The organism is Arthrobacter sp. TmtSoilC79 (genome assembly GCF_059739405.1).
Window position 1 is genome coordinate 3,715,025 of sequence record NZ_AP046051.1, and the last position, 25,559, is coordinate 3,740,583.

Sequence of the window (25,559 nt, forward strand, 5' to 3'; positions counted from 1 at the left end):
GCATGAATCCTGCTCTAGTCTATTTTGGTATACAAGAACTCCGGAGCCAGCTCCTTGGATCATGAATCGAGCAGAACCGTTGACCCAGTTACAGTCAGAACCAAGCATCGGCAGCCCGCCGCCTCCTCCGGCAACGTCGCCGGAGGGGAAAGCGGCCGCGCCCGCCGAGGCCCGCTCACTGCTCGCCACCGCCTGGATGCGGATCCGGCGGAGCAAAATCGCTTTCCTTAGCCTCTGCGTTGTTGTGGCCATCATGTTGTTCGCCATCCTGGCTCCCGTCCTCAGCGCCATGTCCGGCAACGATCCCTTCACGTCCAACACCAGCCCGGATGTCCTGGACGACTTTCAGACCCCGGGACTTCCATTGCCCGGCTACATGTATCCGTCCGCCCAGCACTGGTTGGGCGTGGAACCCGGCCTGGGACGCGACCTCTTCGCCCGGCTTGCCTACGGCGGACAGGTCTCCTTGACCATCGCGTTGCTCTCCACAGCAGTCTCCGTGGTCCTCGGAACGGTCCTCGGCGCGGCGGCAGGCTACTTCGGCGGCAAGACCGACGCCATCATCAGCCGCATCATGGACTTGTTCCTGGCATTCCCGCACCTTCTGCTGGTGCTGTCCCTGACCCCCATTTTGCAGTCACGGCTCCGGGACACCCCCTTGGGCGAAGGCAGCTTCCTGCCCATGGCCTCGCTGGTGATCATCCTGGGTTTCTTTGGCTGGGCCTACCTGGCACGAATCGTCCGGGGACAAGTGCTCAGCCTCCGCGAGCGCGAATTCGTGGAAGCTGCCCGGTCCTTCGGCGCTTCCCACCTCAGTGTCCTGTTCCGGCAGATCATTCCCAACGTCATGGGCGTCGTCCTGGTTTATGCCACCATGCTGATCCCCACCAACATTTCGGCAGAAGCCGCACTGTCCTTCCTGGGTGTCGGCGTCAAGGACCCCACACCGTCGTGGGGCCAGATGCTCAACGCAGCCCAATCCGGCAACTGGTACCTCAGCGATCCGTGGTTCCTCGCCGTTCCCGGCATCATGCTCATCGTCACCGTCCTGGCCTTCAACCTCCTGGGCGACGCAGTCCGCGACGCCCTTGACCCCAAGTCCTCCCGCTAGCAAATTTCGCACTGACCCTCATCCCCGCATCGCCTTACACCCTCACAAGGAGCACCATGAAAACCCCTGCAAGAGCTCTGGCACTTTCGGTGTTGATCGCCATGGCCGCCACCGGCTGCGGAGCCGGCCAAAGCCAGCCCGGCAGTTCACAGACGGCCGGCTCAGTCACTGAGTTGGCCCCCAACGTGGTCAAGTCCGGCTTCAACGGCAAGGGCGGCAACATCAACGTCCTCATGTCATCAGACTTCCAGACCCTGGACCCGGGCAACAGCAACTATGTCCAGACCGCCAACGTCGGCCAGTTGTACTACCGAACGCTGACCATGGCCAAGGAAACGGCCGGCCAGCCACCAACAGTGGTCCCGGACCTCGCCACGGATACCGGCAAAGTCTCCGACGACGGCCTCAGCTGGACCTTCACGCTCAAGGAAGGCGTGAAGTTCGAGGACGGCACGCCCATCACTTCGGCCGATATCAAGTACGGCGTGGAGCGCACCTTTGCCCAGGACGTCTACACCCAGGCGCCCCAGGAATTGAATGCAGCGCTCGACGCCGGTGGGTACAAGGGGCCGTACAAGGATCCTTCCGCTGTGCTCAAGGCGGTGGAAACACCCGATGACCGCACGGTGGTCTTCCATTTGAAGAAGCCGTTTGCGGAGTTCCCCGCCCTGGCATCACGCTCCAACACGGCCCCGGTGCCCAAGGCCAAGGACACCAAGCTGGACTACACCAACCACCCTGTGTCCTCCGGGCCCTACATGGTGGAGTCCTACAACCGCGGCAAGTCCCTGAAGCTGGTCCGCAACCCGCACTGGGATCCGGCCACGGACCCCAACCGTTCGGCACTTCCTGACACGTTCAGCTTCTCGCTCTCCACGTCCCAGGCCACCATCAGCCAGCAGCTTTTGGCCGACTCGGACCCCAACGCCATCACCTTGGACTCCAACGGTGCGCTTCAGACCTCGGATTCTGCCAAACTGGCGGACGCCAAAGTCAAAGACCGCGTGGCCTCGGGCCTGCTCGGATGCAACGATGTCCTGAGCCTGAACACCGAAAAGATCAAGGATCCGGACGTCCGCAAGGCCATCGCCTTGGCGCTGGACCGCCAGTCCATCCTGGTCCAGTACGGTGGACGACGCTTTGGTGAGCTCACCCAGAGCCCGTTGAACTCCAAAATGCGCGGCTATGTGGAGACCGAGCTGGAGCTGGACCCCACCGGCAAGCCCAAGCTGGAGGAAGCCAAGAAACTCCTCGAAGGCAAGGACTACCCCAAGAGCCTGACCTATGGTTACGCCAACAACCGGGATGCCTTCAAGAACACAGGCACCGTGGTGCAGCAGAACCTGAAGGCCCTGGGCATCGATGTTGAACTGGTGGCGATTCCGGCACCCAACTACTACTCGGTCCTGGCCAGCGAACAGCTCCCGGACATGGGCCGATCCGGCTGGTGCGGCGGTGCCGACCCCGCGTCCATCCGTACGTCCGCAGATCCCTTGCTGGGTCCGAACAACGAGGGCACCAGCTACGGCTTCTCCAACACGTCCCGCTACTTCGATCCCGTAGTTTCCAAGGCCATGTTCGATCTCCGCAATACGGACGGCACCTCCGAGGAACTGGGCAAGAAGTGGTCCGAGGCCTTCGGGTCTGCTTTGAAGACCTACCCGATCGTCCCGCTCATCCGCAGCCACACCAACAGCGTGGTGGGCTCGAATGTCCGCAATGCCCAAGTGGGCTACTTCTTCGGCGGCATCGACCTCTCGATCGTCGGCGTCGAGCAATAACCGGACTACGAAAAACTATTCGGGCATAGTCCAGAAGGAGAAGCGGGCCGCCTGCACCAACGGGCGGCCCGCAACCACCACCATGATGACTTTCATTCTTCGCCGGACCGGATCACTGGTCCTTCTTCTCGCCGCAGTCAGCTTCATCACCTTCACGCTCTTCCAGTTGGGCCCCTCGGATCCTGCCGCTGCTGCCTGCGGACAGGAATGCACGCCCGAGCGCGTTGCCGAGGCCCGCGTTGCCTTGGGCATGGACCAGCCTTTCCTGGTCCAGTACGCCGACTACATCCGGGGGCTCTTTTCGCCGCGGATGATTGGTGCTCCCGGCGCACAAACGCTGTGCGAATGGCCTTGCCTTGGCAAGTCCTTCCAGACCAATGAGAACGTAGCGGACATCATTGCCCGTTCACTCCCTTACACCTTCTCCATGGCTATCGGCGCGTTGGTCCTGTGGACCATCACCGGCGTTGGCCTGGGTCTTTTGGCTGCCCTGCGGAAAGGAACGCCGATGGACAAGTTCATTGTTGGCGCGGCTTCCGTGGGCGTCTCACTGCCCATCCCCGTGACGGGCCTGTTCCTGCTGCTCCTGTTCGTCAACCAACTCCACTTGCTGCCGTTCACCACCAACGAGATCAACAGCCCCTTTGGCCCCCAAGGCCCCGGAGCATGGGTAGCCAACTACCTGTTGCCGTGGATTGCGTTGGCTGTCCTCTTCAGCGCGTCCTATATCCGGGTCACCCGCACCAACATGATCGAGACATTTGGCGAGGACTTCATCCGGACAGCCCGCGCCAAAGGCCTGGCACCGCGCACTGTCACGTTCAAGCACGGCGTGCGGGCAGGCATCACCCCAGTGGTCACCATGCTCGGCATGGACATCGGCCTGCTGCTGGGCGGAGCGGTCCTGACCGAACAGATCTTCTCCGTCCCCGGCCTGGGCTTCACGGCAGTGCATGCCGCCATCTCCGGTGACCTCCCTGTCACCATGGCCATCACCATGCTGGCAGCGTTCTTCGTGATCGTCGCCAACGTTGTGGTGGACCTCGCCTACGCCGCCATCGATCCCCGAGTGAGGCTCCAATGACCCCAGCACACAGCACAACCCAGACCGCTGGTGCCCGGCCCGGCGGTCCTGCAGCCGGCACTGCTCCCTTCCTGGAGATCCGCGACCTTACCGTGAAATTCCCAACGGACGACGGCGTAGTCTCCGCAGTGAACGGCATGGACTTTACGCTCGAACGTGGGCAAACCCTTGGCATAGTCGGCGAATCGGGATCGGGAAAATCCGTCACCAGCCAGGCCCTCATGGGCCTGCTCAAGGGCACCTCGGCGCAGGTAACTGGCCAGGCGATGTTCCAGGGCAAGGACCTTGTTGCCCTCCCCGAGTCCGCCATGCGCCAGCTCCGTGGCCGCAACATCGGCATGATCTTCCAGGACCCGCTCTCAGCACTGCACCCTTTCTACACCGTGGGCCACCAGATCGCCGAGGCATACCTGGTCCACAACAAGGCAAGCAAAAAGCAGGCCCGGGCGGCCGCCGTCGACATGCTGGGAAGGGTGGGTATCCCCAGCCCCGATCAGCGCTATGACGAGTACCCCCACCACTTCTCCGGCGGCATGCGGCAGCGTGCCATGATCGCCATGGCGTTGATCTGCGAGCCGGAGTTGTTGATCGCCGATGAGCCCACCACAGCCCTGGACGTGACGGTCCAAGCCCAGATCCTGGATTTGATGTCGGAGCTCCAGGAGGAAACCAACTCCGCGCTGATCCTCATCACGCACGACCTCGGGGTGGTGGCCGAGGCATGCAACGACGTCCTGGTCATGTACGGCGGCCAATGCGTGGAGTCCGGCCCGGTTGATGACATTTTCTACGACACCCGGCACCCCTACACCCTGGGCCTGCTCAACTCGATGCCCACGCTGACCAGTTCCTCCGGCAGGCTCGATCCCATACCCGGCCAGCCGCCGTCGCTCCTTGACCTGCCCAAAGGCTGCATCTTCAGCGCGCGGTGCCAGTACGCCGAACTCGCCGGCGACGGCGTCTGCGTCAGTCAACGCCCTGAGCTGCGGGTCGAGGACGGGCACGGCAAGCGGTGCCACTTGAGCGGCCCGCAGATCATCACCATCCGGAATTCGCGTTAGGACCCGCCATGGAACATCAGCCCATTCTCCAGGTGGAGAACCTGCAGAAACACTTCCCGCTCAAGGGCGGCTTCCTCCCGGGGACTGCCAAACGCTCAGTCAAAGCGGTCGACGGCGTATCGTTCAGTCTTGCCCGCGGCCAGACTTTGGGGCTCGTGGGCGAGTCCGGGTGCGGTAAGTCCACCACTGGCCGGATGGTTGCGCGCCTTTTGGATCCGACCGGCGGACGGATTGTGATCGACGGCGTGGACATCAGCGGGTTGCGTGGCAAGGACCTGTACAACTTCCGGCGCAAGGTCCAGATGATCTTCCAGGATCCTTTCGCTTCCCTCAATCCCCGGCAGACCGTGGGAACGGCCATCGCAGCGCCCATGGTGGCACAGAAAATCAACCCGCCGGGCGGACTCAAGAACCGGGTCAAGGAGCTGCTGGAGCAGGTGGGGCTCAAACCCGAGCACTACAACCGGTTCCCGCATGAATTCTCCGGCGGACAACGTCAGCGCGTGGGCATTGCCCGGGCCATTTCCTTGAACCCGTCAGTGATTGTGTGTGATGAGCCCGTATCCGCGCTGGACGTCTCCGTTCAGGCACAGGTGGTCAACCTGCTGCAGCAGATCCAGCGCGATACCGGTGTTTCCTACATCTTCATTGCCCATGACCTGTCCGTGGTGCGGCACATCTCCCATGAGGTCGCGGTGATGTACTTGGGAAAAATTGTTGAACAGGGGCCGCGCGAGGCCTTGTTCAGCGACCCGGGACACCCCTACACCAAGGCGCTTCTCTCCGCGGTGCCGCTGCCGGATCCCCGCGCTGCACGGGAACAAGTGAAGATCCGGCTTCGCGGCGATCTGCCCTCACCCGCCAACCCGCCCAGCGGCTGCGTCTTCCGGACCCGCTGCCCGCTGATCGGCACCTTGCCTGAGGATCAGCGGCAACGCTGCATCGACCAGATCCCCACTCCAGCCACGCCCGCTGCCCCCGCCTGCCACCACACAGGTATGGCGGAATCGGTGCTGGCAGGCGTGCAATAGATTCACTACCGAAGGAGTACCCATTGAACACCCTGATTCTCGCCGCCCGTCCTTGGGGTCAAGGGCTCAGCGACGTGAGCATCGCTGACGGCAAGATCACCGCCGTCGAACCCCATGACCCGGCCCGCAGCGTTCCGGACGGTGTCACGCTCATCTATGGCCGGGGACGGATTCTGGTGCCGTCCTTCTCCGACGTCCACGTCCACCTGGATTCCACGCGCATCGGCTTGCCGTTCCGGGAACACACCGGCGGACCGGGCGTGTGGACCATGATGATGAACGACCGCCAAAACTGGCGCAACGCGGAGGTTCCCCTGCAGGATCGCGTGAACGACACCCTGGGACGGATGATCGCACGCGGCACCACACGGGTCCGCTCCTACGCCCAGGTTGACGTGGACTGCCGGCTGGAACGCTTCGACGCCGTTGCTGCCGCCAAGGAAAAGTTTGCCGGCCAGGCGTCGGTGGAGATCATTGCCTTCCCCCAAGCCGGACTCTTGCTGGAGGAGGGCACTGTTGAACTGATGGAAGAGGCGCTCAAGGCCGGGGCCAACGTGATGGGCGGCATTGATCCGTGCACCCTGGACCGTGATCCAGCCAAGCACCTGGACATCGTCTTCGGCCTCGCGGAAAAGTACCAGGTCCCCATCGACATCCACTTGCACGAACCCGGCGAGCTGGGGGTCTTCAGCACCGACCTGGTGCTTGAGCGCACCCGTGCACTGGGCATGCAGGGCAAGGTCACCATGTCCCACGCCTATCAACTGGGCAGCGTCAACGAGGCCACCACCCGCAGGCTGATTGATGCGTTCGCGGAGCTGGACGTTTCCCTGGCCTCTGTTGCTCCTTCGGCTGCCGGGCAGTTGCCCATTCCCCTGCTGACCGAGGCCGGGGTACGGCTGGGCCTGGGCGAGGACGGCCAGCGCGATTACTGGTCCCCCTACGGCAACACCGACATGCTGGACCGCACCTGGCAGCTCGCCTTCACCCACGGCTTCCGCAAGGACGAGCTGATCGAGCACTGCCTGGCCATCGCCACCATAGGTGGCGCCAGCATCCTTGACCCGAACGCCACCAGGCTCAAGGACATAACCCACCGCCCCGGCGTCGAGGTTGGCGACCCCGCGGAACTGCTGCTGGTGGACGGCGAAACAGTGGCCTCCACCGTCATGGACCGTGGCAAGGACCGGACAGTAATCCACCAGGGCAAGATCGTGGCTGACCAGCTGGAGCTGGTCTAACCTCTGCCGAACCGCCCTTGGCCGATCCCCCGCAGTTGAACGCGGGGGATCGGCCAAGGGCGGGTTTCGTCGTTAAGCGCTACTCGCTCCGCGCTGTGGGAGCATCGTCCAGCGGCGTCCACCAGGTTACTGGCGGCGTCACCTTGAAGCGGCGGCCCGTCACCGCACTGGGTGTGATCCGGATGAACTGGTCCTTTTGCCCTGCCTCCCAGGGGAAGAGGAGGAGCCCCACGGTGTCGAGGACGTCCTGGGTGAGCTTCACAGCGGCTGCCTGGCCTTTGACCACCACGCTCCACGCCACACCCGTCTCCGCGTTAACACCGTCAGCCTCTATCGCGACGGGAGCATCGCTGAGGGCTGCGTGGAGTTTGGTGCCTTCACCTGTCCGGAACACCATGGTGCCGTGGTCTACCTTGTAGTTCACAGGAAAGATGTCCGGATGGTCCTCCACCCACACCGCGAGCCGGCCTACGGAGACACCCCTGAGGAGCTCCCAGCATTCGTTGGTTTCCAGGACTTCGGTGGCGGGCTTGCCTGGCTGATCGGTCCCCGATGGTGAGTTCGTCATACCGCCGAGGATACGCCGCGCAGGTGCGCCCGGACAGGGCAGGGCATACTGGATGGGTAGGGCTACCGAACCAAGCTGTGTTTGGACGCAAGGTCAGCTGGTGCCGGTGCCCGCCCAACACTGACCAGCGGCCCGCGGATGGCGAGGAACCCGGCGATGGCCAGCACCACGGCTTCAGCGGCGAGCGCCAGGAACGTCACTTCCCAACCACCGGTCATGGTGTGCAGCAATCCCGCTCCCAGCGGGCCGAGCGATGCGACGGCGAAACCTATCCCCTGGCTCATGGCGGAGAGCCGTCCTGCCGATTGGGGTCCGGCCGAGCGGATCACCACCAGGGCCATGGCGAGTCCGAAGCCTGCGCTCTGGACTACCCCGAGGATCCCGACCATGAGGAATTGCAGTTCAGCCGGCGCTGCCAATACGCCCACCAAGGCAAGCGCCACTGACAGCCCGAGCCCCGGCGCCATGATCCTCAAGATGCCGGGCCTGCCTGCGAGAACAGGGGCCAGCAAACTGGCCGGCAGCCCTGCGAGGCTGAACCACGCGAGCAGGGCGGCCGACTCTGCAGCCGGGATTCCCCGGGACACCAGATACACCGCCAGCCAGGAAGTGATGGCGAAGTACAGCATTGCTTGAAGGCCGAAAAACGCCGTCACCGCCCACGCGGTGCGCTGCTTCCTGAGGGGCAGCGCCGACTCAGCGAGGACAGGCTCGGTGTGGCCCGGCTTCGTGGTGATAGCCGACGACGTCGTGTCCCCGGCCGCCGCGCGGTTGGCACCTTCCGCTGGGGTACCTGCCGTCGGAGTACCTGCCGCCGTGGAACCTGCCACCGTGACGCTTCCTGAACGTTGGATGAGGAGGGCACCCAGGAGGGCGGGCAGCGCCCATATGACCAAAGCCCAGGGCAAGCTGCCACCGAGGAGGTGCTGCAGTGGCTGGACCAGTCCGGCACCAAGGGCTGCACCCAACCCGAATCCCATGGTGCACAGTCCTGTCCACCATCCCGTGCCCCGGTTTGCTTTGACGATCTGCGGTACCAATACGCTGGCACTCATGATGGCCATGCCGGCCAGGAAGGTTCCCGGCAGGAGAAGGGCCGGGACCAGCACACGGACGATCAGCGCCAAGGCCAGGACCACCAATGCAAGGGCAACGGCCCGTCCGGTACCCAGGCGCCTGGCCAGCCACGGCCCAATGGGACCTGAAACCCCAAAGGCCAGCACAGGCAGAGTTCCCAGCAGGGGCAGCAAAGCGGCGTCGAGCCCGAAGACCACCGGCACCTGGTTCATGACTCCGGCAACGGTGGTGATTGCGGGTCGAAGGTTAACCGACACCATCACCAGCGCAAGCAAAACCAACCCCGTTGTCAGCCGCGGACCCAGTCCAGCACCACCCTGCCGCTTCTCGCGCACGTCATTCCCCTCATAGCAACTTTGGTATACCAAGCAAGCCTAAGAGGAGAACAGGAGAAAGTAAATACCGCCAAACAAGGCAACAGGGTACAACAGTGATCCACGCCCGCCGACTTTGGAATACCAAGAAAGCCTTGCGGGCATGAGAGAACGCCCCAAACCGCCCGGGGACCTGAGAGAGCGTCCCACAAAACCCCCGGGGACCTGAAAGAGCGTCCGACCAAACCACCAGGGGAAGTGAGAGAACGTCCCCCAAAACCCAAGGGGATGTGAGAGAGCGCGGCCCGCAGGGCCGGAACGCGGCAGCGCGCGTCTAAGGGAGGAACGACCGAGCGCGCCGAGCGTTGCGGCCCTGCGGGCCACTGGCCCCACCCCACAGGCCCCACCCCGGGCATCACCCCGGGCCACACCCAAAAAAGCAGGCCTAGATAGCCTTCCCCGGGTTCAGAATCCCCTGAGGATCGAACAACTCCTTGATCCGCCGCTGCAGCTCCCGCACAGGCTCCGGCTGCTCCAGCCCGAGCCAGCGGAGTTTGTATTGGCCCACACCGTGTTCCCCTGTGATGGTCCCGCCCATATCCAGGCCCACCCGGATGGATTCATCAAGGGCAGCGTTGAGGCGCACCAAGGCGTCGGCATCGGTGGCTGGATCTACGCGGTCCATCCAAAACGTGGGGTGCAGGTTGCCGTCGCCTGCGTGGGCCACCACCTTGAGGCGTACCTGGAACCGCGCGGCCATGGCTTCGAGTTCGGCAACGAAGTCCACCAGACGGGAGCGCGGGACTGCGATGTCTTCGCCCACCCTGAATTCGTCGTCTACCTCTACGCCGCGGCTGTTGCGCCTGAGTTCCACGAGCATTTCGGCTTCGGCACTGGCTTCGGTGGTCACGGTGGCGCCGCCGTCGGCGAGTACTTGCCGGACGACGTCGGCTTCTGCCGCCGCCCCGAAGCCGTCTGTCTGGATGAGCAGGAGGGATTTGCCGCGCTTTTGGAGGTCGCCGCCGTGGAGTTCGTCGAGCTGGACCAGGGTCCCGTTGTCCAGGAGTTCCATGATGGCGGGCTGGACACGGGCCCGGCCAACCGCGAGCACGCCGGCGGCGGCGCTGCGGAAGTCCTGGTAGAACGCGGCAATGGTGTGCACTTCGCGGGGCAGGTATTTCAGGCGGACGGTCACGCCCACCACGATTCCCAGGGTCCCTTCGGAACCTACCAGCAGCGCGGTGAGGTCGTACCCGGCAACCCCTTTGAAGGTTAGGTGGCCGGTGTGCATGAGGGAGCCGTCGGCCATGACAACGTCCAGGGCCAGCACGGAATCGCGGGTTACTCCGTATTTTGCGCAGCGCAATCCGCCTGCGTTGGTGGCCACGTTGCCGCCGATGGTGGACATTTTGTAGCTGGCCGGATCGGGCGCGTACATCAGGCCGTGCTTGGCTGCTGCGGCGTTGAGGTCAGCGTTGATGACACCGGGTTCGACGACGGCGGTTTCGTCGTCGGGATTGAGCTCAAGGATACGGTTCATCCGTTCAAGGCCCAGCACGATGCATCCTTTGGTGGCGTGCGCACCTCCGGAAACGCCGGTTCCCGCGCCCCGCGCGACGATCGGTACCTGATGTGCGGCACAGGTGCGGACGATGTGTTGGACGTCTTCCACCGATTCGGCCCAGACGACGGTCAGGGGCAGATGCCTTTCCAGCATCGGGCCTTGGTCGATGGAGTAGATGGTGAGGGTTTCTTCATCATCGGCCATTTGCCCGGCCCGAAGCCCGGCCGCCAACTCCTGCAGGAAAGCCCGTTGCCCGGTTGTCGGCCGGGTCTGTTCAGCATGCCCGACCGTGCGGTCTTTGATGCGTTCCTCTGATGTACCGGCTACAGCCGTTTCGTCCGACAAAGCACTACCTCCACATGGGTGCCGCGGACACGCCAAACCGGCAGTCTTCGCAGCGTTTTCAGTGCTCACAGTCTAGCCAGAGCGGCATGGGGTCGATGCCGCGGGCTTCAGTGTCACCAGCAGGGATCACCAGGCAGGGGTCACCAGGCAGGGATAAACAGGCGGGCCTTTGCTATGGTCCGGCTCAGGGGGTGGGAAACGTTGTCCCCGGCATCGCCCAGAATCCTGCGGAGATACCACCGGCACGCACAGGCAAACACCGGCACGCAGGCAAACACTGTCGCGCAGGAAAACACCGTCGACGCCGGATGGCCCGGCAGGTGCCGAGGTCACCTTTCCGGTCCCGTACTGTGGGGCGGCAAGCAATGCCTGTCGCTGGGCAATATTGAGCATGGCGTCGGGAAGGGCTCCAAGGCCACTCCAACGCTGGTGATATGGCTCACAACTGCAAGCGCTTCCACAGCCCATCATGCGGATATGAAAACCCCACCCTGCGGAGCGGTCGAAAAGCCAGCACCCTTAGGACTGGAAACGTTTACAATTTTCCAAAATCTCTTTTACGATGTGTTCATGTCCGTTGATTCAATGCTCTCGGTTGCGACCCAAGAGCCCACTGCAGCTTTCACCCAGCTGACCCCGGTCCACGACGCCTCCACGGCGCACGGATGGTGGCGTTCGGCTGTGATTTACCAGATCTACCCGCGCTCGTTCCGCGACCTCAACGGCGACGGCGTCGGCGATCTGGCAGGGATTACCGCCGAGCTCTCCCAGTTGGCCGGATTGGGCGTCGACGCCGTGTGGTTGTCGCCGTTCTACCGCTCACCCCAACGGGACGCAGGCTACGACGTCAGCGACTACTGCGACGTCGATCCCCTGTTCGGCACCCTGGCCGACTTCGATGCCCTGATCGCCGAGGCCAACAGGCTCAACCTGCGCGTTATCGCGGACCTCGTTCCCAACCACTGCTCAGACCAGCACGTGGCCTTCCAGGCAGCACTCACTGCGGGCGCCCACAGCGCCGAGCGGGACATGTTCATTTTCCGCGACGGCCAGGGACCTAACGGCAGCGAGCCACCGAACAACTGGCAGTCCCATTTTGGCGGCCCGGCATGGACACGCATCACGGAGCCAAACGGCCGGCCGGGGCAATGGTTCCTCCACCTCTTCGATTCCTCGCAGCCTGACTTCAACTGGGACAACCCGGCGGTGCACGCTGAGTTCGAACGCGTCCTCCGCTTCTGGCTGGACCGCGGAATTTCCGGGTTCCGCGTCGACGTCGCCCACGCGCTGGTCAAGGCAGCCGGACTGCCCAACTGGGGCGGACGCCCCGACGGCAACAGCTCCGATGGCTTCCCCGGCCAGGATGCCCCGATGTTCGGCCAGCCGGCCCTCCATGACATTTACCGCCGCTGGCGTTCCATCCTGGAAGAATACGGTCCTGACCGCATCCTCTGCGCCGAAGCAAATGTGGATCCGCTCCCCCGGCTGGCCCAGTGGGTCCGCCCCGATGAAATGCACCAGGCGTTCAATTTCCCCTACCTGCATGCCGGGCTGGACGTTAACCGCCTGCGCCACATCATCACCGATTCCCTGGTGTCCCTCGACGCCGTGGGCGCTCCCAGCACCTGGGTTCTGTCCAACCACGATGTTGTCCGACACGTCTCACGGTTCGGGTACGACGGACCGGGGCCCCGCGACGGCGACGGCATCGGCCCGGACGACGCGCAGCCCAACGAAGAACTCGGACGACGCCGGGCTGCCGCGGCAACGTTGTTCATGCTCGGGCTCCCGGGCGGTGCCTACCTCTACCAAGGCGAAGAACTGGGCCTCCCCGATTCCTCCAGCATTCCAGGCAGCATGCGCCAGGACCCAACCTTCGTCCGCACGGGCGGAGCCCGCATTGGCCGCGACGGCTGCCGGGTGCCGCTGCCTTGGCGTTCGTCCGAACCCCACTCCGGGTTCGGCAGCGGCAGTGATCCCTGGTTGCCCCAGCCCGAGTCCTGGCCCGCACTGGCAAGGGACAAGCAGGAGTCCGATCCGGCGTCGCACCTTAACCTTTACCGTGCCATGCTCGCTGAACGCGCCACGCACCGGCTCGGCGAGGGCTCCCTCGCCTGGGTGGAGGACTACTGCACGGAGTCCGCACTGGCCTACCTGAACGGGAACACGCTGGTGGTCATGAACGTCGGTGCCGATCCGCTGCCACTCCCGGATGGTGCCACCATCCTGCGCAGTGCTGCGGCACTGGGTTCAGATCAAGCAGGCCCGGATCAACTAGGCTCAGGGGAGACAATCTGGCTGACAGTCAGCTGATTTTTCACCAAGGAGCGGCATGACGGGCATCAAGGACGTAGCCGAGCGCGCAGGGCTGTCCGTTGCCACGGTTTCACGGGCGCTTAGCGGCAAGGGCAACGTATCGCCCGCAAGCCGTGAGCGTGCACGCGCAGCCGCCGCCGAGCTGGGCTTTGTTCTGTCCTACCATGCTTCAAGCCTGGCCTCCGGGCGCACGCACAACGTCGGCTTGGTGGTGCCCTCGGTCCACCGCTGGTTCTTCTCAGCGGTGATCGAGGGCGTCTCGGCCGCGCTTCTCGAAGCCGGCTACGACCTCACCCTTTACAACATCGGCGAAAATACCGAGCACCGGCACAGCGTCTTCAACGACTTCCTCCTGCGCAAACGGGTTGACGCGGTGATCGCCGTGTCACTGGAACTGAGCGAAGCCGAACTTCAGCAGCTCCACGCGATGCACCGGCCAATCGTCGGCATCGGAGGTCCTTTGCCCGGAGCCTCTACCATCAGGATCGACGACTCCGCTATCGCGCGAAAGGCCACCAACCACTTGCTCGGCCTGGGTCACACCAAGATCGCGCACATTACCGGCAACGAGGCCTACGACCAAGACTTCCATCTTCCGGGAACCCGCCGGAGCGGATTCGAAGACGCAATGAACGACGCCGGATGTCCCGTCAGTCCCGAATGGATCGTTTCCGCTGACTTCACCATTGAAGGCGCCTACGCCGCAGCCAGACAGCTGCTTGCCGGCGCCCCTGACAGGCCCACAGCTGTTTTTGCCGCTTCCGACGAGATGGCCATCGGCACTATCCTGGCTGCCCGGGACTTCGGGCTCCGAATTCCGGATGACCTTTCCGTCATGGGAATCGACGGACACGACCTTGGCAACGTCCTTGGCCTGACCACCATTGACCAGGATGCCAAAGGCCAGGGAGCATTGGCTGTCCGTACACTTCTGGGTGCGATCGCCGAGGGAATGGTCCTGGAACCAGCTGACACCGAACATCCCACTAAGTTGGTGGTCCGCTCAAGCACCGCTGTTCCCAGGGCAGGGACCTCCTAGGCGTTCAGTCCTTGCCGGGATATGCCGGTGGCTCCCTCAGCAAGCCGCCGTTCCATGGTGAGCTCGCGTTTGGACGTGTCTTGCGGATAAGCCCGGCTGGCGCCTGTTGCCTCAAAGCCATGACGCCGGTAAAACGCCAGAGCCCGTGCATTGTCCTCGTGGACCCCGAGCTCGATAGTCTGTGCCCCGAGTTCTTCCCCGGCCGCTTTGCAGGCCTCGTTGAGGAGCTCATCGGCCAGACCCAAGCCGCGGAGCCGCGGAGCCACGTAAACGCTGATGAGCATGGCCTGCAGCGGCTTCTCCGGGCTTTGGGGGTGCTTGAGGACCACACGCATCAACGCGCAGAAATTGCTGCCTTCATGACCGGCATCGGCCACCAAGGTCAAGCTGTTGTCCCCGGACATGGCCGCGGCACGTTCCTGCCACTGGGTGTCGGTCTGCCGGCGTGCTGACTCAAGGCTCTCAATGTAGGCCATGGGGGTGTCCGCGAGCATTTCCAGCCGAACCTCACGCAGCAACTGCCAGTCACTCGAATGAAGCCTGCGGATCCTAGGCAATGGCTCCGCCCATGAACCTGGCGTAGCGATCCAGAACACGCGGCCAACCTTCGGCGTAGGACGCACGCGAAGCCGCGGGATCCTCGGCGCCTTCCCACCCGTCGTGGATCAGACGTACTTCGGTCCCGTCCTCCACAGCGCCAAAGACCACGCGGATCTCGGTGGACCACAGCGGAGTGCCGGCCGGATACCAGCTGGCATGGAAAGACAGTGGGGGCTGCCAGTCGTCGATGGTGCCCCAGACCGAGGTACGCCCGTCCTCGGCCGTCTCAAGAATCAGGTTCTCTTCGAACTCCACATGGGACCCAACGCCGTAGACACTCTCTTGCTCCAGCGGCCACCACAGGTGCGGATGATCGGTGAATCCTTGGAAAGCGTGCGAAATGTTGGTGGGCACTACAACGCTGAAGATGAGAGGCTCCAGTGCACCGCCCACTGGCTGTGACGGCTCGGACTCAGAGGCTGGGTGGCTGAAGAGGTTTTCCATGACCACCAACTCTACCGGTGCCGGCAGAAAGCTACCTGGCCGGTGTTCTGGTGGCGACCGGGGCCGTGCTGGTCTGGTCCGGTCCGGTCCGTGAAACGGTGGTTGCGAGGGTGGTCCGTAAAAGGTGGTTGTGGTGGTTAAAGGGGAAGAGCCCCGACCTGTGGTCGGGGCTCTTGCCTAATGTGTGTCCGGCGGTGTCCTACTCTCCCACACCCTCCCGGGTGCAGTACCATCGGCGCTGTGGGTCTTAGCTTCCGGGTTCGGAATGGGACCGGGCGTTTCCCCCACGCTATGACCGCCGTAACCTTTTTACCCGTCCCGGTCTGACCGGACACCCTGTGTTGGGGGTGTGGTTGTCCTGGGTGGGAAGTTTGTGGTTACAACTGTGGTGCTTGGTTGTTATTCAGTTGTTTGGTTCCTGTGAACGGTTGTTGTTCGGGAACCACATAGTGGACGCGTGCAGTGTGTTTGTGTGGTGTAAGTTGTTGGCCTATTAGTACCGGTCAGCTTCACGAGTCTTTAGTCCTCGCTTCCACATCCGGCCTATCAACCCAGTGGTCTGGCTGGGGGCCTCTCACACATAATGTGTATGGAAATCTCATCTTGAAGCGAGCTTCCCGCTTAGATGCTTTCAGCGGTTATCCCATCCGAACGTAGCTAATCAGCGATGCACTTGGCAGTACAACTGACACACCAGAGGTTCGTCCGTCCCGGTCCTCTCGTACTAAGGACAGCCCTTCTCAAATTTCCTGCGCGCGCAGCGGATAGGGACCGAACTGTCTCACGACGTTCTAAACCCAGCTCGCGTACCGCTTTAATGGGCGAACAGCCCAACCCTTGGGACCTACTCCAGCCCCAGGATGCGACGAGCCGACATCGAGGTGCCAAACCATGCCGTCGATATGGACTCTTGGGCAAGATCAGCCTGTTATCCCCGAGGTACCTTTTATCCGTTGAGCGACGGCCATTCCACAATGTACCGCCGGATCACTAGTCCCGACTTTCGTCCCTGCTTGAGATGTCTCTCTCACAGTCAAGCTCCCTTGTGCACTTACACTCGACACCTGATTGCCAACCAGGCTGAGGGAACCTTTGGGCGCCTCCGTTACTTTTTAGGAGGCAACCGCCCCAGTTAAACTACCCATCAGGCACTGTCCCTGACCCGGATCACGGGCCGAAGTTAGATGTCCAAAGTGACCAGAGTGGTATTTCAACGATGACTCCACCCGAACTGGCGTCCGGGTTTCAACGTCTCCCACCTATCCTACACAAGCCACTCCGAACACCAATACCAAACTATAGTAAAGGTCTCGGGGTCTTTCCGTCCTGCTGCGCGTAACGAGCATCTTTACTCGTACTGCAATTTCGCCGAGTTTATGGTTGAGACAGCGGGGAAGTCGTTACTCCATTCGTGCAGGTCGGAACTTACCCGACAAGGAATTTCGCTACCTTAGGATGGTTATAGTTACCACCGCCGTTTACTGGGGCTTAAATTCTCAGCTTCGCCCACAAGGGGCTAACCGGTCCTCTTAACCTTCCAGCACCGGGCAGGAGTCAGTCCGTATACATCGTCTTGCGACTTCGCACGGACCTGTGTTTTTAGTAAACAGTCGCTTCCCCCTGGTCTCTGCGGCCCACACCCGCTCACGGAGAGCAAGTCTCCATCACGGGGCAGGCCCCCCTTCTCCCGAAGTTACGGGGGCATTTTGCCGAGTTCCTTAACCATAATTCTCTCGATCGCCTTGGTATTCTCTACCTGATCACCTGTGTCGGTTTGGGGTACGGGCGGCTAAAACCTCGCGTCGATGCTTTTCTTGGCAGCATAGGATCACCGGATCCCCCCTTACGGGAGTCCCATCAGATCTCAGGCACGTGCTCGAAGCACACAGGAACGGATTTGCCTATCCCTGACCCTACATCCTTAGACCGGGGCAACCATCGCCCGGCCCGGCTACCTTCCTGCGTCACACCTGTTAATACGCTTACCTCCCAGGATCAGGTCCCGCGCTCGGCCAAAACCCACAACACCACAAGGGTGAGCGGGCAGGCTCCGGGCGGTTAGTATCCCCCGCTTGGCATGGGCGGTTTTTCGCCGGTACGGGAATATCAACCCGTTGTCCATCGACTACGCCTGTCGGCCTCGCCTTAGGTCCCGACTTACCCAGGGCAGATTAGCTTGACCCTGGAACCCTTGATCATTCGGCGGACGGGTTTCTCACCCGTCTTTCGCTACTCATGCCTGCATTCTCACTCGTGTAGGCTCCACCGCTGGTTTACACCGCGACTTCACTGCCCACACGACGCTCCCCTACCACTCCACACCCCTGAACCACGAAGGCTAGGGCAATGTGTGAAATCCACAACTTCGGCGGTGTACTTGAGCCCCGCTACATTGTCGGCGCGGAATCACTTGACCAGTGAGCTATTACGCACTCTTTCAAGGATGGCTGCTTCTAAGCCAACCTCCTGGTTGTCTTCGCAACTCCACATCCTTTCCCACTTAGCACACGCTTAGGGGCCTTAGTTGGTGGTCTGGGCTGTTTCCCTCTCGACTATGAAGCTTATCCCCCACAGTCTCACTGCTGCGCTCTCACTTACCGGCATTCGGAGTTTGGCTGACGTCAGTAACCTTGTAGGGCCCATCGGCCATCCAGTAGCTCTACCTCCGGCAAGAAACACGCAACGCTGCACCTAAATGCATTTCGGGGAGAACCAGCTATCACGGAGTTTGATTGGCCTTTCACCCCTACCCACAGCTCATCCCCTCCATTTTCAACTGAAGTGGGTTCGGTCCTCCACGACGTCTTACCGTCGCTTCAACCTGGCCATGGGTAGATCACTCCGCTTCGGGTCTAGATCACGCCACTACACTCGCCCTATTCAGACTCGCTTTCGCTACGGCTACCCCACACGGGTTAACCTCGCGACGTAACACTAACTCGCAGGCTCATTCTTCAAAAGGCACGCCGTCACCAGAATCAGACTGGCTCCGACGGATTGTAAGCACACGGTTTCAGGTACTGTTTCACTCCCCTCCCGGGGTACTTTTCACCTTTCCCTCACGGTACTGGTCCGCTATCGGTCATTAGGAAGTATTTAGGCTTATCAGGTGGTCCTGACAGATTCGCACGGGATTTCTCGGGCCCCGTGCTACTTGGGATACTCTCCAGGCTGCACACAACATTACGGTTACGGGGCTCACACCCTCTCTGGCCGGCCTTTCAAGACCGTTCACCTATGCACGCACATCACCCCACTGGTCCGGCAGAACCAGAACGGAAAGTCCCACAACCCCGCCCATGCAACGCCCGCCGGCTATCACACATGGAAACGGTTTAGCCTGATCCGCGTTCGCTCGCCACTACTAACGGAATCACTATTGTTTTCTCTTCCTGCGGGTACTGAGATGTTTCACTTCCCCGCGTTCCCCCCACGCACCCTATGTGTTCAGATGCGGGTCACACAATCACCTTGCAGCGTTGTGCGGGGTTTCCCCATTCGGACATCCTGGGATCAACGCTCGGTTATCAACTCCCCCAGGCTTATCGCAGATTCCTACGTCCTTCTTCGGCTCCTAATGCCAAGGCATCCACCGTGTGCCCTTAAAAACTTGACCACACAAGATCAATAAACTTACTCGAGAGAACCACGAGCCACTTGGGCCCAAGGTTCATTCATAAGAAATTGCTGTAGAAACACACACACCAACCACCCCCACCCACCCAAAAAAGGGAAGGACAAAAGGATAATCAGCCACCGTGCATGTTTCAGATGCTCGCGTCCACTATGTAGTTCTCAAACAACAACCCCATCAACCAGCCCCCCACCCACCACAACCCACACACCAACGTGCACGGACCATGACAAACAGACAAGGAAAACCGGAAGCAGGAACAAAAGAAACACCAGAAGATGCCCCCCTGCATTGCTGCAAAAAGGTCCTGTTGCCTCAGGACCCAACAGTGCGCCAAACACAACCCACCAACCACGCCCCAGCAGCGTTCCACACACCCCACACCCCCCAAAAGAGGACACAAGATGCCGTACTAACACCAGGACACAACCAGCAAAGGCCATGCCAAAAAATGATTTGTTGATATTCCACCCATGAGCACCCACCGCAGAACAAACGCCTGCGCAATGGGCAACACTGGCAACCCGTCATCCACCCATGCAGGCAAACAACACGACTGCTAGCAGCTCCTTAGAAAGGAGGTGATCCAGCCGCACCTTCCGGTACGGCTACCTTGTTACGACTTAGTCCCAATCGCCGGTCCCACCTTCGACGGCTCCCCCCACAAGGGTTAGGCCACCGGCTTCGGGTGTTACCAACTTTCGTGACTTGACGGGCGGTGTGTACAAGGCCCGGGAACGTATTCACCGCAGCGTTGCTGATCTGCGATTACTAGCGACTCCGACTTCATGGGGTCGAGTTGCAGACCCCAATCCGAACTGAGACCGGCTTTTTGGGATTAGCTCCACCTCACAGTATCGCAACCCTTTGTACCGGCCATTGTAGCATGCGTGAAGCCCAAGACATAAGGGGCATGATGATTTGACGTCGTCCCCACCTTCCTCCGAGTTGACCCCGGCAGTCTCCTATGAGTCCCCGCCATAACGCGCTGGCAACATAGAACGAGGGTTGCGCTCGTTGCGGGACTTAACCCAACATCTCACGACACGAGCTGACGACAACCATGCACCACCTGTAAACCGACCGCAAGCGGGGCACCTGTTTCCAGGTATTACCGGTTCATGTCAAGCCTTGGTAAGGTTCTTCGCGTTGCATCGAATTAATCCGCATGCTCCGCCGCTTGTGCGGGCCCCCGTCAATTCCTTTGAGTTTTAGCCTTGCGGCCGTACTCCCCAGGCGGGGCACTTAATGCGTTAGCTACGGCGCGGAAAACGTGGAATGTCCCCCACACCTAGTGCCCAACGTTTACGGCATGGACTACCAGGGTATCTAATCCTGTTCGCTCCCCATGCTTTCGCTCCTCAGCGTCAGTTACAGCCCAGAGACCTGCCTTCGCCATCGGTGTTCCTCCTGATATCTGCGCATTTCACCGCTACACCAGGAATTCCAGTCTCCCCTACTGCACTCTAGTCTGCCCGTACCCACTGCAGAACCGGAGTTGAGCCCCGGTCTTTCACAGCAGACGCGACAAACCGCCTACGAGCTCTTTACGCCCAATAATTCCGGATAACGCTTGCGCCCTACGTATTACCGCGGCTGCTGGCACGTAGTTAGCCGGCGCTTCTTCTGCAGGTACCGTCACTTTCGCTTCTTCCCTACTGAAAGAGGTTTACAACCCGAAGGCCGTCATCCCTCACGCGGCGTCGCTGCATCAGGCTTGCGCCCATTGTGCAATATTCCCCACTGCTGCCTCCCGTAGGAGTCTGGGCCGTGTCTCAGTCCCAGTGTGGCCGGTCACCCTCTCAGGCCGGCTACCCGTCGTCGCCTTGGTAGGCCATTACCCCACCAACAAGCTGATAGGCCGCGAGTCCATCCAAAACCACAAAAGCTTTCCACCCCCCACCATGCGATGAGGAGTCATATCCGGTATTAGACCCAGTTTCCCAGGCTTATCCCAGAGTCAAGGGCAGGTTACTCACGTGTTACTCACCCGTTCGCCACTAATCCCCCAGCAAGCTGGGATCATCGTTCGACTTGCATGTGTTAAGCACGCCGCCAGCGTTCATCCTGAGCCAGGATCAAACTCTCCGTTGAAGTAAAACAAATCAAACAGACACAACCACACCCACCGGAAATAACGACAGGACGCGGCTGCACAAAATTCGAAACCAGCTGAAAACCAGACCACCACACACGGGGGTGCGCAGCAATCCGGCCATAATTTCAACCAATCAATAAAACAATCGGCATCAACAAACTTGGCACACTATTGAGTTCTCAAACAACAGACACTACCGGCACCACCCACACCCACCAGGGTCCAGGATCGCTCCGGAGCAACTTTTCAAACTTACCGGCTAGCTTCACCTGAGTCAAATCGTCAAGACTGACTTGATTTTTCCTTGCGGTTTCTTGTCAGTTTGCGGTCTCAACCAGTGGAGCAGCGCGGGTACTAACTATACCCACACTTTGCCCCCGTTGGCAAAGCCACCTTGGTGAGGGCCGCCGTCGTCGGACGTTTGCCCCTGAACCGGGCCGCAAACCAAAGCCGGGCGGAACCAGCAACGCTCCCCCACCTGAGTGAGAGAGCGTTGCTCGAAAGCGGCCGTTATGTGAGAGAGGGACGCTGGAAAAGGGCGGTGACGTGGGAGAGGGTCAGTCCGCCAGGGTGAACCACGAAGCGCCGAGCGGTGGCAGGGTGACTGTCAACGCTGCGGGCTGCCCATCTGCTCCGGGAGTCGATGCCGTCAGGGATCCTGCATTCAGGACTCCGGAGCCGCCGTAGGTTTCGGAGTCGGTATTGAGGACTTCGGTCCATTCCCCGGCAGCAGGCACACCAAGGATGTAGTCCTTGTGCGGAGCACCGGAGAAGTTCACTGCGCACACCAAGGGTTTGCCCTCGTGGTCCCAACGGATGAAGGTGAGGACGTTGTGGTCAGCGTCCGCGCCGTTGATCCACTGGAAACCGCCGGCCTCGTTGTCCCGCTGGTACAAGGATGGTGTGGAGGTGTAAAGCCCGTTCAAATCCTTGATCAAGAGTTGCAGTCCGCGGTGTGCGGGAATGTCAGCGAGGAACCAATCCAGTCCGTACTGTTCGGACCACTCTGCTTCCTGGCCGAACTCGGTACCCATGAAGATCAGCTGCTTGCCCGGGTGCGCCCACTGGTAGGCGAAGAACGCACGCAGGTTTGCCAGCTGCTGCCAACGGTCCCCTGGCATCTTCCGCAGCATGGAGCCCTTGCCGTGAACTACTTCATCGTGGCTGATGGGCAGCAGGAAGTTCTCGGTGAAAGCGTAAACCAGGGAGAACGTGATGGTGCCGTGGTGCCACTTGCGGTTGATGGGGTCCTCTGAAATGTACTTGAGGGAATCGTGCATCCACCCCATGTTCCATTTGAGTCCGAAGCCCAGCCCGCCGTGGTTGGTGGGAGCGGTGACGCCGGGGAATGCCGTGGATTCCTCGGCAATGATGATGGCTCCCGGGTGCGACTTGTAGACCGTGGCGTTGACTTCCTGCATGAAGGAAATCGCTTCAAGGTTTTCGCGGCCGCCAAACTTGTTGGGCCTCCACTGGCCTTCCTCGCGGGAATAGTCCAGGTAAATCATGGACGCCACAGCGTCTACGCGCAGGCCGTCGATGTGGAATTCCTCCAGCCAGTACAGCGCGTTGGCCACCAGGAAGTTCCGGACCTCGCTGCGTCCAAAGTCGAAGATCAAGGTTCCCCAGTCCGGGTGCTCCCCCAGCGCGGGATCGGAGTGCTCATAGAGCGGCTGGCCGTCGAACTGCGCCAGGGCCCAGGAATCCTTGGGGAAATGGGCGGGGACCCAGTCCAAGAGCACACCAATTCCGGCCTGGTGGAGGGAGTCCACCAGGAACCGGAACTCATCCGGATGGCCGAAGCGTGACGTCGGCGCGAAGTAGGAGGTCACCTGGTAACCCCACGAACCACCGAAGGGGTGCTCGGCCACCGGCATGAACTCGACGTGCGAGAAGCCAAGCCATTTGACGTAGTCAACCAGCTCTTTGGCGAGCTCTTTGTAGCCAAGGCCCAGCCGCCATGAGCCCAAGTGGACTTCGTAGACGCTCATCGGCGAATTGTGCGGGTCCTTTTGGGCCCGGGCCGCCATCCATTCCGCATCCTTGAAGCGGTAGCCGGGTTCAACCACGCGCGATGCCGTCAACGGCGGGACCTCGGTACCGAACGCCAGGGGGTCGGCCTTCTCTATCCAGTGACCGGCCTTGGTCAGGATCTCGTATTTGTAGCACGCCCCTGCTACAACGCCCGGAATGAAGATTTCCCACACCCCGGAGGAGCCCAGGGACCGCATGCCGTGGGATCGACCGTCCCACCCGTTGAAATCGCCCTTCACCCGGACGGCTTGGGCATTGGGAGCCCAGACGGCGAAGGAGACACCGTCCACCTCGCTGAGCGCGGAGCGATAATGCTGGACGTGCGCACCAAGCACATCCCAGAGGCGCTCGTGGCGTCCTTCGCCGATCAGGTGCAGGTCCACCTCACCCACGGTAGGCAGGTAGTGGTACGGGTCATCGATGGTGACGGGTTCGACGTCGTACACCACTTCCAGACGGTAGTCCGGCACGTGGCCCGCCTGCAGGGGTTCAAGGACGGCAGTCCAGACGCCGTGGGACTCGTGCGTGGCCTCGGTACGGCCCGCCTCGGTCACCACTGCCACGGACTTGGCGAGGTGCTTCACAGTACGGATGGTGACGTGTCCGTGGTCGTCCAAGTGGGCGCCGAGGACCGAATGCGGCGCGTGGTAGGCGCCGGCTGCCACGCGTTCCAAGGTCTCGGAGTCCACGTGCAGGGGAACTCGGGGCCGTTCGGTGCGTGCAGAGCCAGTCATGTCATTACCTTCCGCTATAGCTGCCGCGTGCTTTCCGCGGTTTGTGTTGTCGAGGATTCGTCGCGATGCATTCACCGGGATGGCCAGCCAATCCGGCCGGTTCCGCAGCTCGTACACCACCTCGTATAAGGCCTTGTCCAGCCACAATGCCACAAAGAGCGGCGAGCGGCGGTCTATGGTTCCCGGGGTGACATCGCTGTACCCCTCGAGGAACGCTGCAGCACAGTCATCCACCCAGGTTTCGGGCACCTTGGCTGCGGTTTCCTCGTTTTCGCGTTCGGCAGCACCGGCGGCGTAGTCGAATGACCGCAGCATGCCCGTCACGTCGCGCAGGGGAAGATCGGGGCTGTTGCGCTCGTCGATGGTCCGGAGCGGCTCACCCTCGAAGTCGAGGATGGCCCAGCGGCCGGCCTGCCCATCGCTGCCGGACACGGACCCTTCGCCGGGAACCAGCAGAATCTGTCCCAGGTGGAGATCACCATGGACGCGCTGCAACTGCCCTACGTCCCTGGGATCCAGAGCCGCCAGCAGTTCCTCAAGGTTCCCGTCATAAGGCCCGACGGCGGACGCGGCCTCCGCCCAGGACTGGCGGACGCGCCGGGCTACAGTGGCAATGATGTCCGGGCCCTGTTCCTGTCCGTCCTGGGTGCCGAAAGTTTCTGCAAGCCTGGCATGAACGGTCGCCGTGGCGGCTCCGAGACCCCGGGCCTCTGCAGTGAAATCCTTGCCTGCAGCGGCCGCTTCCACCGCCAACCGCCAGGCATCCAGCCCACCGAGCAGGAATTCGTGCGCCACGGTCAGTTCGCCGGTGGCCACCGTGGATCCGCTCGTTCCCGGCCCATCCCAGGAACCGGTGATCCAACCCAGCGTGGCGGGAACCTCACTGGTCCCGGCTGCGGTCAGGGCAGCGCCAAGTTCAACCTCAGGGTTTTTTCCGGCCGCCAGCACGCGGAAGATCTTCAGGATGGCGGCAGAGTCACCGTCGTCGATGATGACTGAGGTGTTGGACTGCTCACCGGACAGGACACGGACCGAGGTGGGGTCTCCCGGTAGCGAAACGCGGCCACGGGTCAGGTGCCCCTGGGCGCCGGCCGTGCCTTGGCCCGGAACAGTTCCTTCGCTCCGCATGAGCTTCAGCCACGCGGTGACGAATTCCGAATCGTAGACGGCGTCGTACACCAGGCGCAGGCCGGAATCGTCAGTAAACTCGCCCAACAGTGCTGCCGGAGCATCCACCAGTGGTTGTTTCCTGTAACTCAGCGGAACCTGCACCACGTCAGTCCGGGGACCGCCGTCGGCCGTCCGGTAGGTGACCGCCAGCAACACCACCTCAAACGCGGTATCGCCGTCGGCACCGGGCAGCCTGAAGCCACCCACCTGCTTCAGGGCAAAGTCGGGGCTCTTGACGGGGAACCAGCGCTTGCCTGGCAGCCAGGTCAGGAGAAGTCCTTCAATGGAGGGGTTCAAGTTGTCCTTGCTCATC

The 25,559-nt window shown here is 61.7% G+C and carries 14 protein-coding genes and 3 rRNA genes; 8 read left to right on the plus strand and 9 right to left on the minus strand.

The annotated features are described in order from the left end of the window. Positions 1–61 precede the first annotated feature (61 nt). The 6 genes from AC6JA3_RS16950 to AC6JA3_RS16975 all read left to right on the plus strand — a co-directional run bounded on the left by AC6JA3_RS16950 (position 62) and on the right by AC6JA3_RS16975 (position 7,309). On the plus strand, positions 62–1,111 hold the full coding sequence (locus AC6JA3_RS16950; protein ID WP_497920347.1) for an ABC transporter permease: 1,050 nt from the start codon (positions 62–64) through the stop codon (positions 1,109–1,111). 56 nt (positions 1,112–1,167) lie between these two features. Continuing rightward, a complete protein-coding gene (locus tag AC6JA3_RS16955; protein WP_497920348.1) occupies positions 1,168–2,892 on the plus strand; it encodes an ABC transporter substrate-binding protein in 1,725 nt (574 codons plus the stop codon). Between the two features lie 82 nt (positions 2,893–2,974). Beyond that, on the plus strand, positions 2,975–3,976 hold the full coding sequence (locus AC6JA3_RS16960) for an ABC transporter permease (protein WP_026542637.1): 1,002 nt from the start codon (positions 2,975–2,977) through the stop codon (positions 3,974–3,976). Next, positions 3,973–5,037 (plus strand): ABC transporter ATP-binding protein, encoded by a 1,065-nt coding sequence (locus AC6JA3_RS16965; protein ID WP_497920349.1) that lies wholly within the window; start codon positions 3,973–3,975, stop codon positions 5,035–5,037. Before AC6JA3_RS16960 ends, AC6JA3_RS16965 begins: the two co-directional genes overlap by 4 nt. A gap of 8 nt (positions 5,038–5,045) precedes the next feature. Beyond that, a complete protein-coding gene (locus AC6JA3_RS16970) occupies positions 5,046–6,068 on the plus strand; it encodes an ABC transporter ATP-binding protein (protein ID WP_497920351.1) in 1,023 nt (340 codons plus the stop codon). Between the two features lie 23 nt (positions 6,069–6,091). Then, the gene (locus tag AC6JA3_RS16975; RefSeq protein WP_091554357.1) at positions 6,092–7,309 is read left to right on the plus strand and encodes an amidohydrolase family protein; all 1,218 of its coding nucleotides are present in this window, start codon (positions 6,092–6,094) and stop codon (positions 7,307–7,309) included. Positions 7,310–7,388: 79 nt separating this feature from the next. Here AC6JA3_RS16975 and AC6JA3_RS16980 read toward each other — a convergent pair whose 3' ends face one another. From AC6JA3_RS16980 to AC6JA3_RS16990, 3 genes are all read right to left on the minus strand, one after another. Further along, positions 7,389–7,877 (minus strand): pyridoxamine 5'-phosphate oxidase family protein, encoded by a 489-nt coding sequence (locus AC6JA3_RS16980; protein ID WP_497920352.1) that lies wholly within the window; start codon positions 7,875–7,877, stop codon positions 7,389–7,391. A 62-nt stretch (positions 7,878–7,939) separates the two neighbouring features. Next, on the minus strand, positions 7,940–9,289 hold the full coding sequence (locus AC6JA3_RS16985; RefSeq protein ID WP_497920353.1) for an MFS transporter: 1,350 nt from the start codon (positions 9,287–9,289) through the stop codon (positions 7,940–7,942). Between the two features lie 424 nt (positions 9,290–9,713). Continuing rightward, positions 9,714–11,177, minus strand: a complete 1,464-nt coding sequence (locus AC6JA3_RS16990; RefSeq protein WP_497920354.1) for an FAD-binding oxidoreductase — start codon at positions 11,175–11,177, stop codon at positions 9,714–9,716. Between the two features lie 570 nt (positions 11,178–11,747). On the opposite strand from AC6JA3_RS16990, the gene AC6JA3_RS16995 reads away from it, so the two are divergent. Both AC6JA3_RS16995 and AC6JA3_RS17000 read left to right on the plus strand, forming a co-directional pair. Beyond that, a complete protein-coding gene (locus AC6JA3_RS16995; RefSeq protein ID WP_347781837.1) occupies positions 11,748–13,490 on the plus strand; it encodes a glycoside hydrolase family 13 protein in 1,743 nt (580 codons plus the stop codon). A gap of 19 nt (positions 13,491–13,509) precedes the next feature. Then, positions 13,510–14,532: a LacI family DNA-binding transcriptional regulator gene (locus AC6JA3_RS17000; protein ID WP_026548371.1), complete on the plus strand. Its 1,023-nt coding sequence runs from the start codon at positions 13,510–13,512 to the stop codon at positions 14,530–14,532. Here the strand turns inward: AC6JA3_RS17000 and AC6JA3_RS17005 are convergent. From AC6JA3_RS17005 to AC6JA3_RS17030, 6 genes are all read right to left on the minus strand, one after another. Then, positions 14,529–15,089, minus strand: coding sequence for a GNAT family N-acetyltransferase (locus AC6JA3_RS17005; RefSeq protein ID WP_497920355.1), 561 nt, complete (start codon positions 15,087–15,089; stop codon positions 14,529–14,531). The genes AC6JA3_RS17000 and AC6JA3_RS17005 overlap by 4 nt on opposite strands. Then, complete coding sequence (locus tag AC6JA3_RS17010; RefSeq protein ID WP_035761192.1) at positions 15,082–15,576, minus strand: SRPBCC domain-containing protein; 495 nt, start codon at positions 15,574–15,576, stop codon at positions 15,082–15,084. Before AC6JA3_RS17010 ends, AC6JA3_RS17005 begins: the two co-directional genes overlap by 8 nt. Positions 15,577–15,762: 186 nt before the next feature. Further along, a 5S ribosomal RNA gene (gene rrf, locus AC6JA3_RS17015) occupies positions 15,763–15,879 on the minus strand. A gap of 169 nt (positions 15,880–16,048) precedes the next feature. Continuing rightward, positions 16,049–19,192, minus strand: a 23S ribosomal RNA gene (locus tag AC6JA3_RS17020). A gap of 592 nt (positions 19,193–19,784) precedes the next feature. Further along, positions 19,785–21,304: ribosomal RNA gene (locus AC6JA3_RS17025) — 16S ribosomal RNA — on the minus strand. Together the 16S, 23S and 5S rRNA genes form the textbook arrangement of a ribosomal RNA operon. A 561-nt stretch (positions 21,305–21,865) precedes the next feature. Beyond that, positions 21,866–25,558 carry a 1,4-alpha-glucan branching enzyme gene (locus tag AC6JA3_RS17030; protein WP_347781839.1) on the minus strand — a complete coding sequence of 1,231 codons (3,693 nt, stop codon included), beginning with the start codon at positions 25,556–25,558 and terminating at the stop codon, positions 21,866–21,868. Position 25,559 lies beyond the last annotated feature (1 nt).

Excerpts from the sequence above, each read along its gene's own strand:
- AC6JA3_RS16950 (WP_497920347.1), top strand. The coding sequence starts at position 62 with ATGAATCGAGCAGAACCGTTGACCCAGTTACAGTCAGAACCAAGCATC.
- AC6JA3_RS16955 (WP_497920348.1), top strand. The coding sequence starts at position 1,168 with ATGAAAACCCCTGCAAGAGCTCTGGCACTTTCGGTGTTGATCGCCATG.
- AC6JA3_RS16960 (WP_026542637.1), top strand. The coding sequence starts at position 2,975 with ATGATGACTTTCATTCTTCGCCGGACCGGATCACTGGTCCTTCTTCTC.
- AC6JA3_RS16965 (WP_497920349.1), top strand. The coding sequence starts at position 3,973 with ATGACCCCAGCACACAGCACAACCCAGACCGCTGGTGCCCGGCCCGGC.
- AC6JA3_RS16970 (WP_497920351.1), top strand. The coding sequence starts at position 5,046 with ATGGAACATCAGCCCATTCTCCAGGTGGAGAACCTGCAGAAACACTTC.
- AC6JA3_RS16980 (WP_497920352.1), bottom strand. The coding sequence starts at position 7,877 with ATGACGAACTCACCATCGGGGACCGATCAGCCAGGCAAGCCCGCCACC.
- AC6JA3_RS16995 (WP_347781837.1), top strand. The coding sequence starts at position 11,748 with ATGTCCGTTGATTCAATGCTCTCGGTTGCGACCCAAGAGCCCACTGCA.
- AC6JA3_RS17000 (WP_026548371.1), top strand. The coding sequence starts at position 13,510 with ATGACGGGCATCAAGGACGTAGCCGAGCGCGCAGGGCTGTCCGTTGCC.
- AC6JA3_RS17010 (WP_035761192.1), bottom strand. The coding sequence starts at position 15,576 with ATGGAAAACCTCTTCAGCCACCCAGCCTCTGAGTCCGAGCCGTCACAG.
- AC6JA3_RS17030 (WP_347781839.1), bottom strand. The coding sequence starts at position 25,558 with ATGAGCAAGGACAACTTGAACCCCTCCATTGAAGGACTTCTCCTGACC.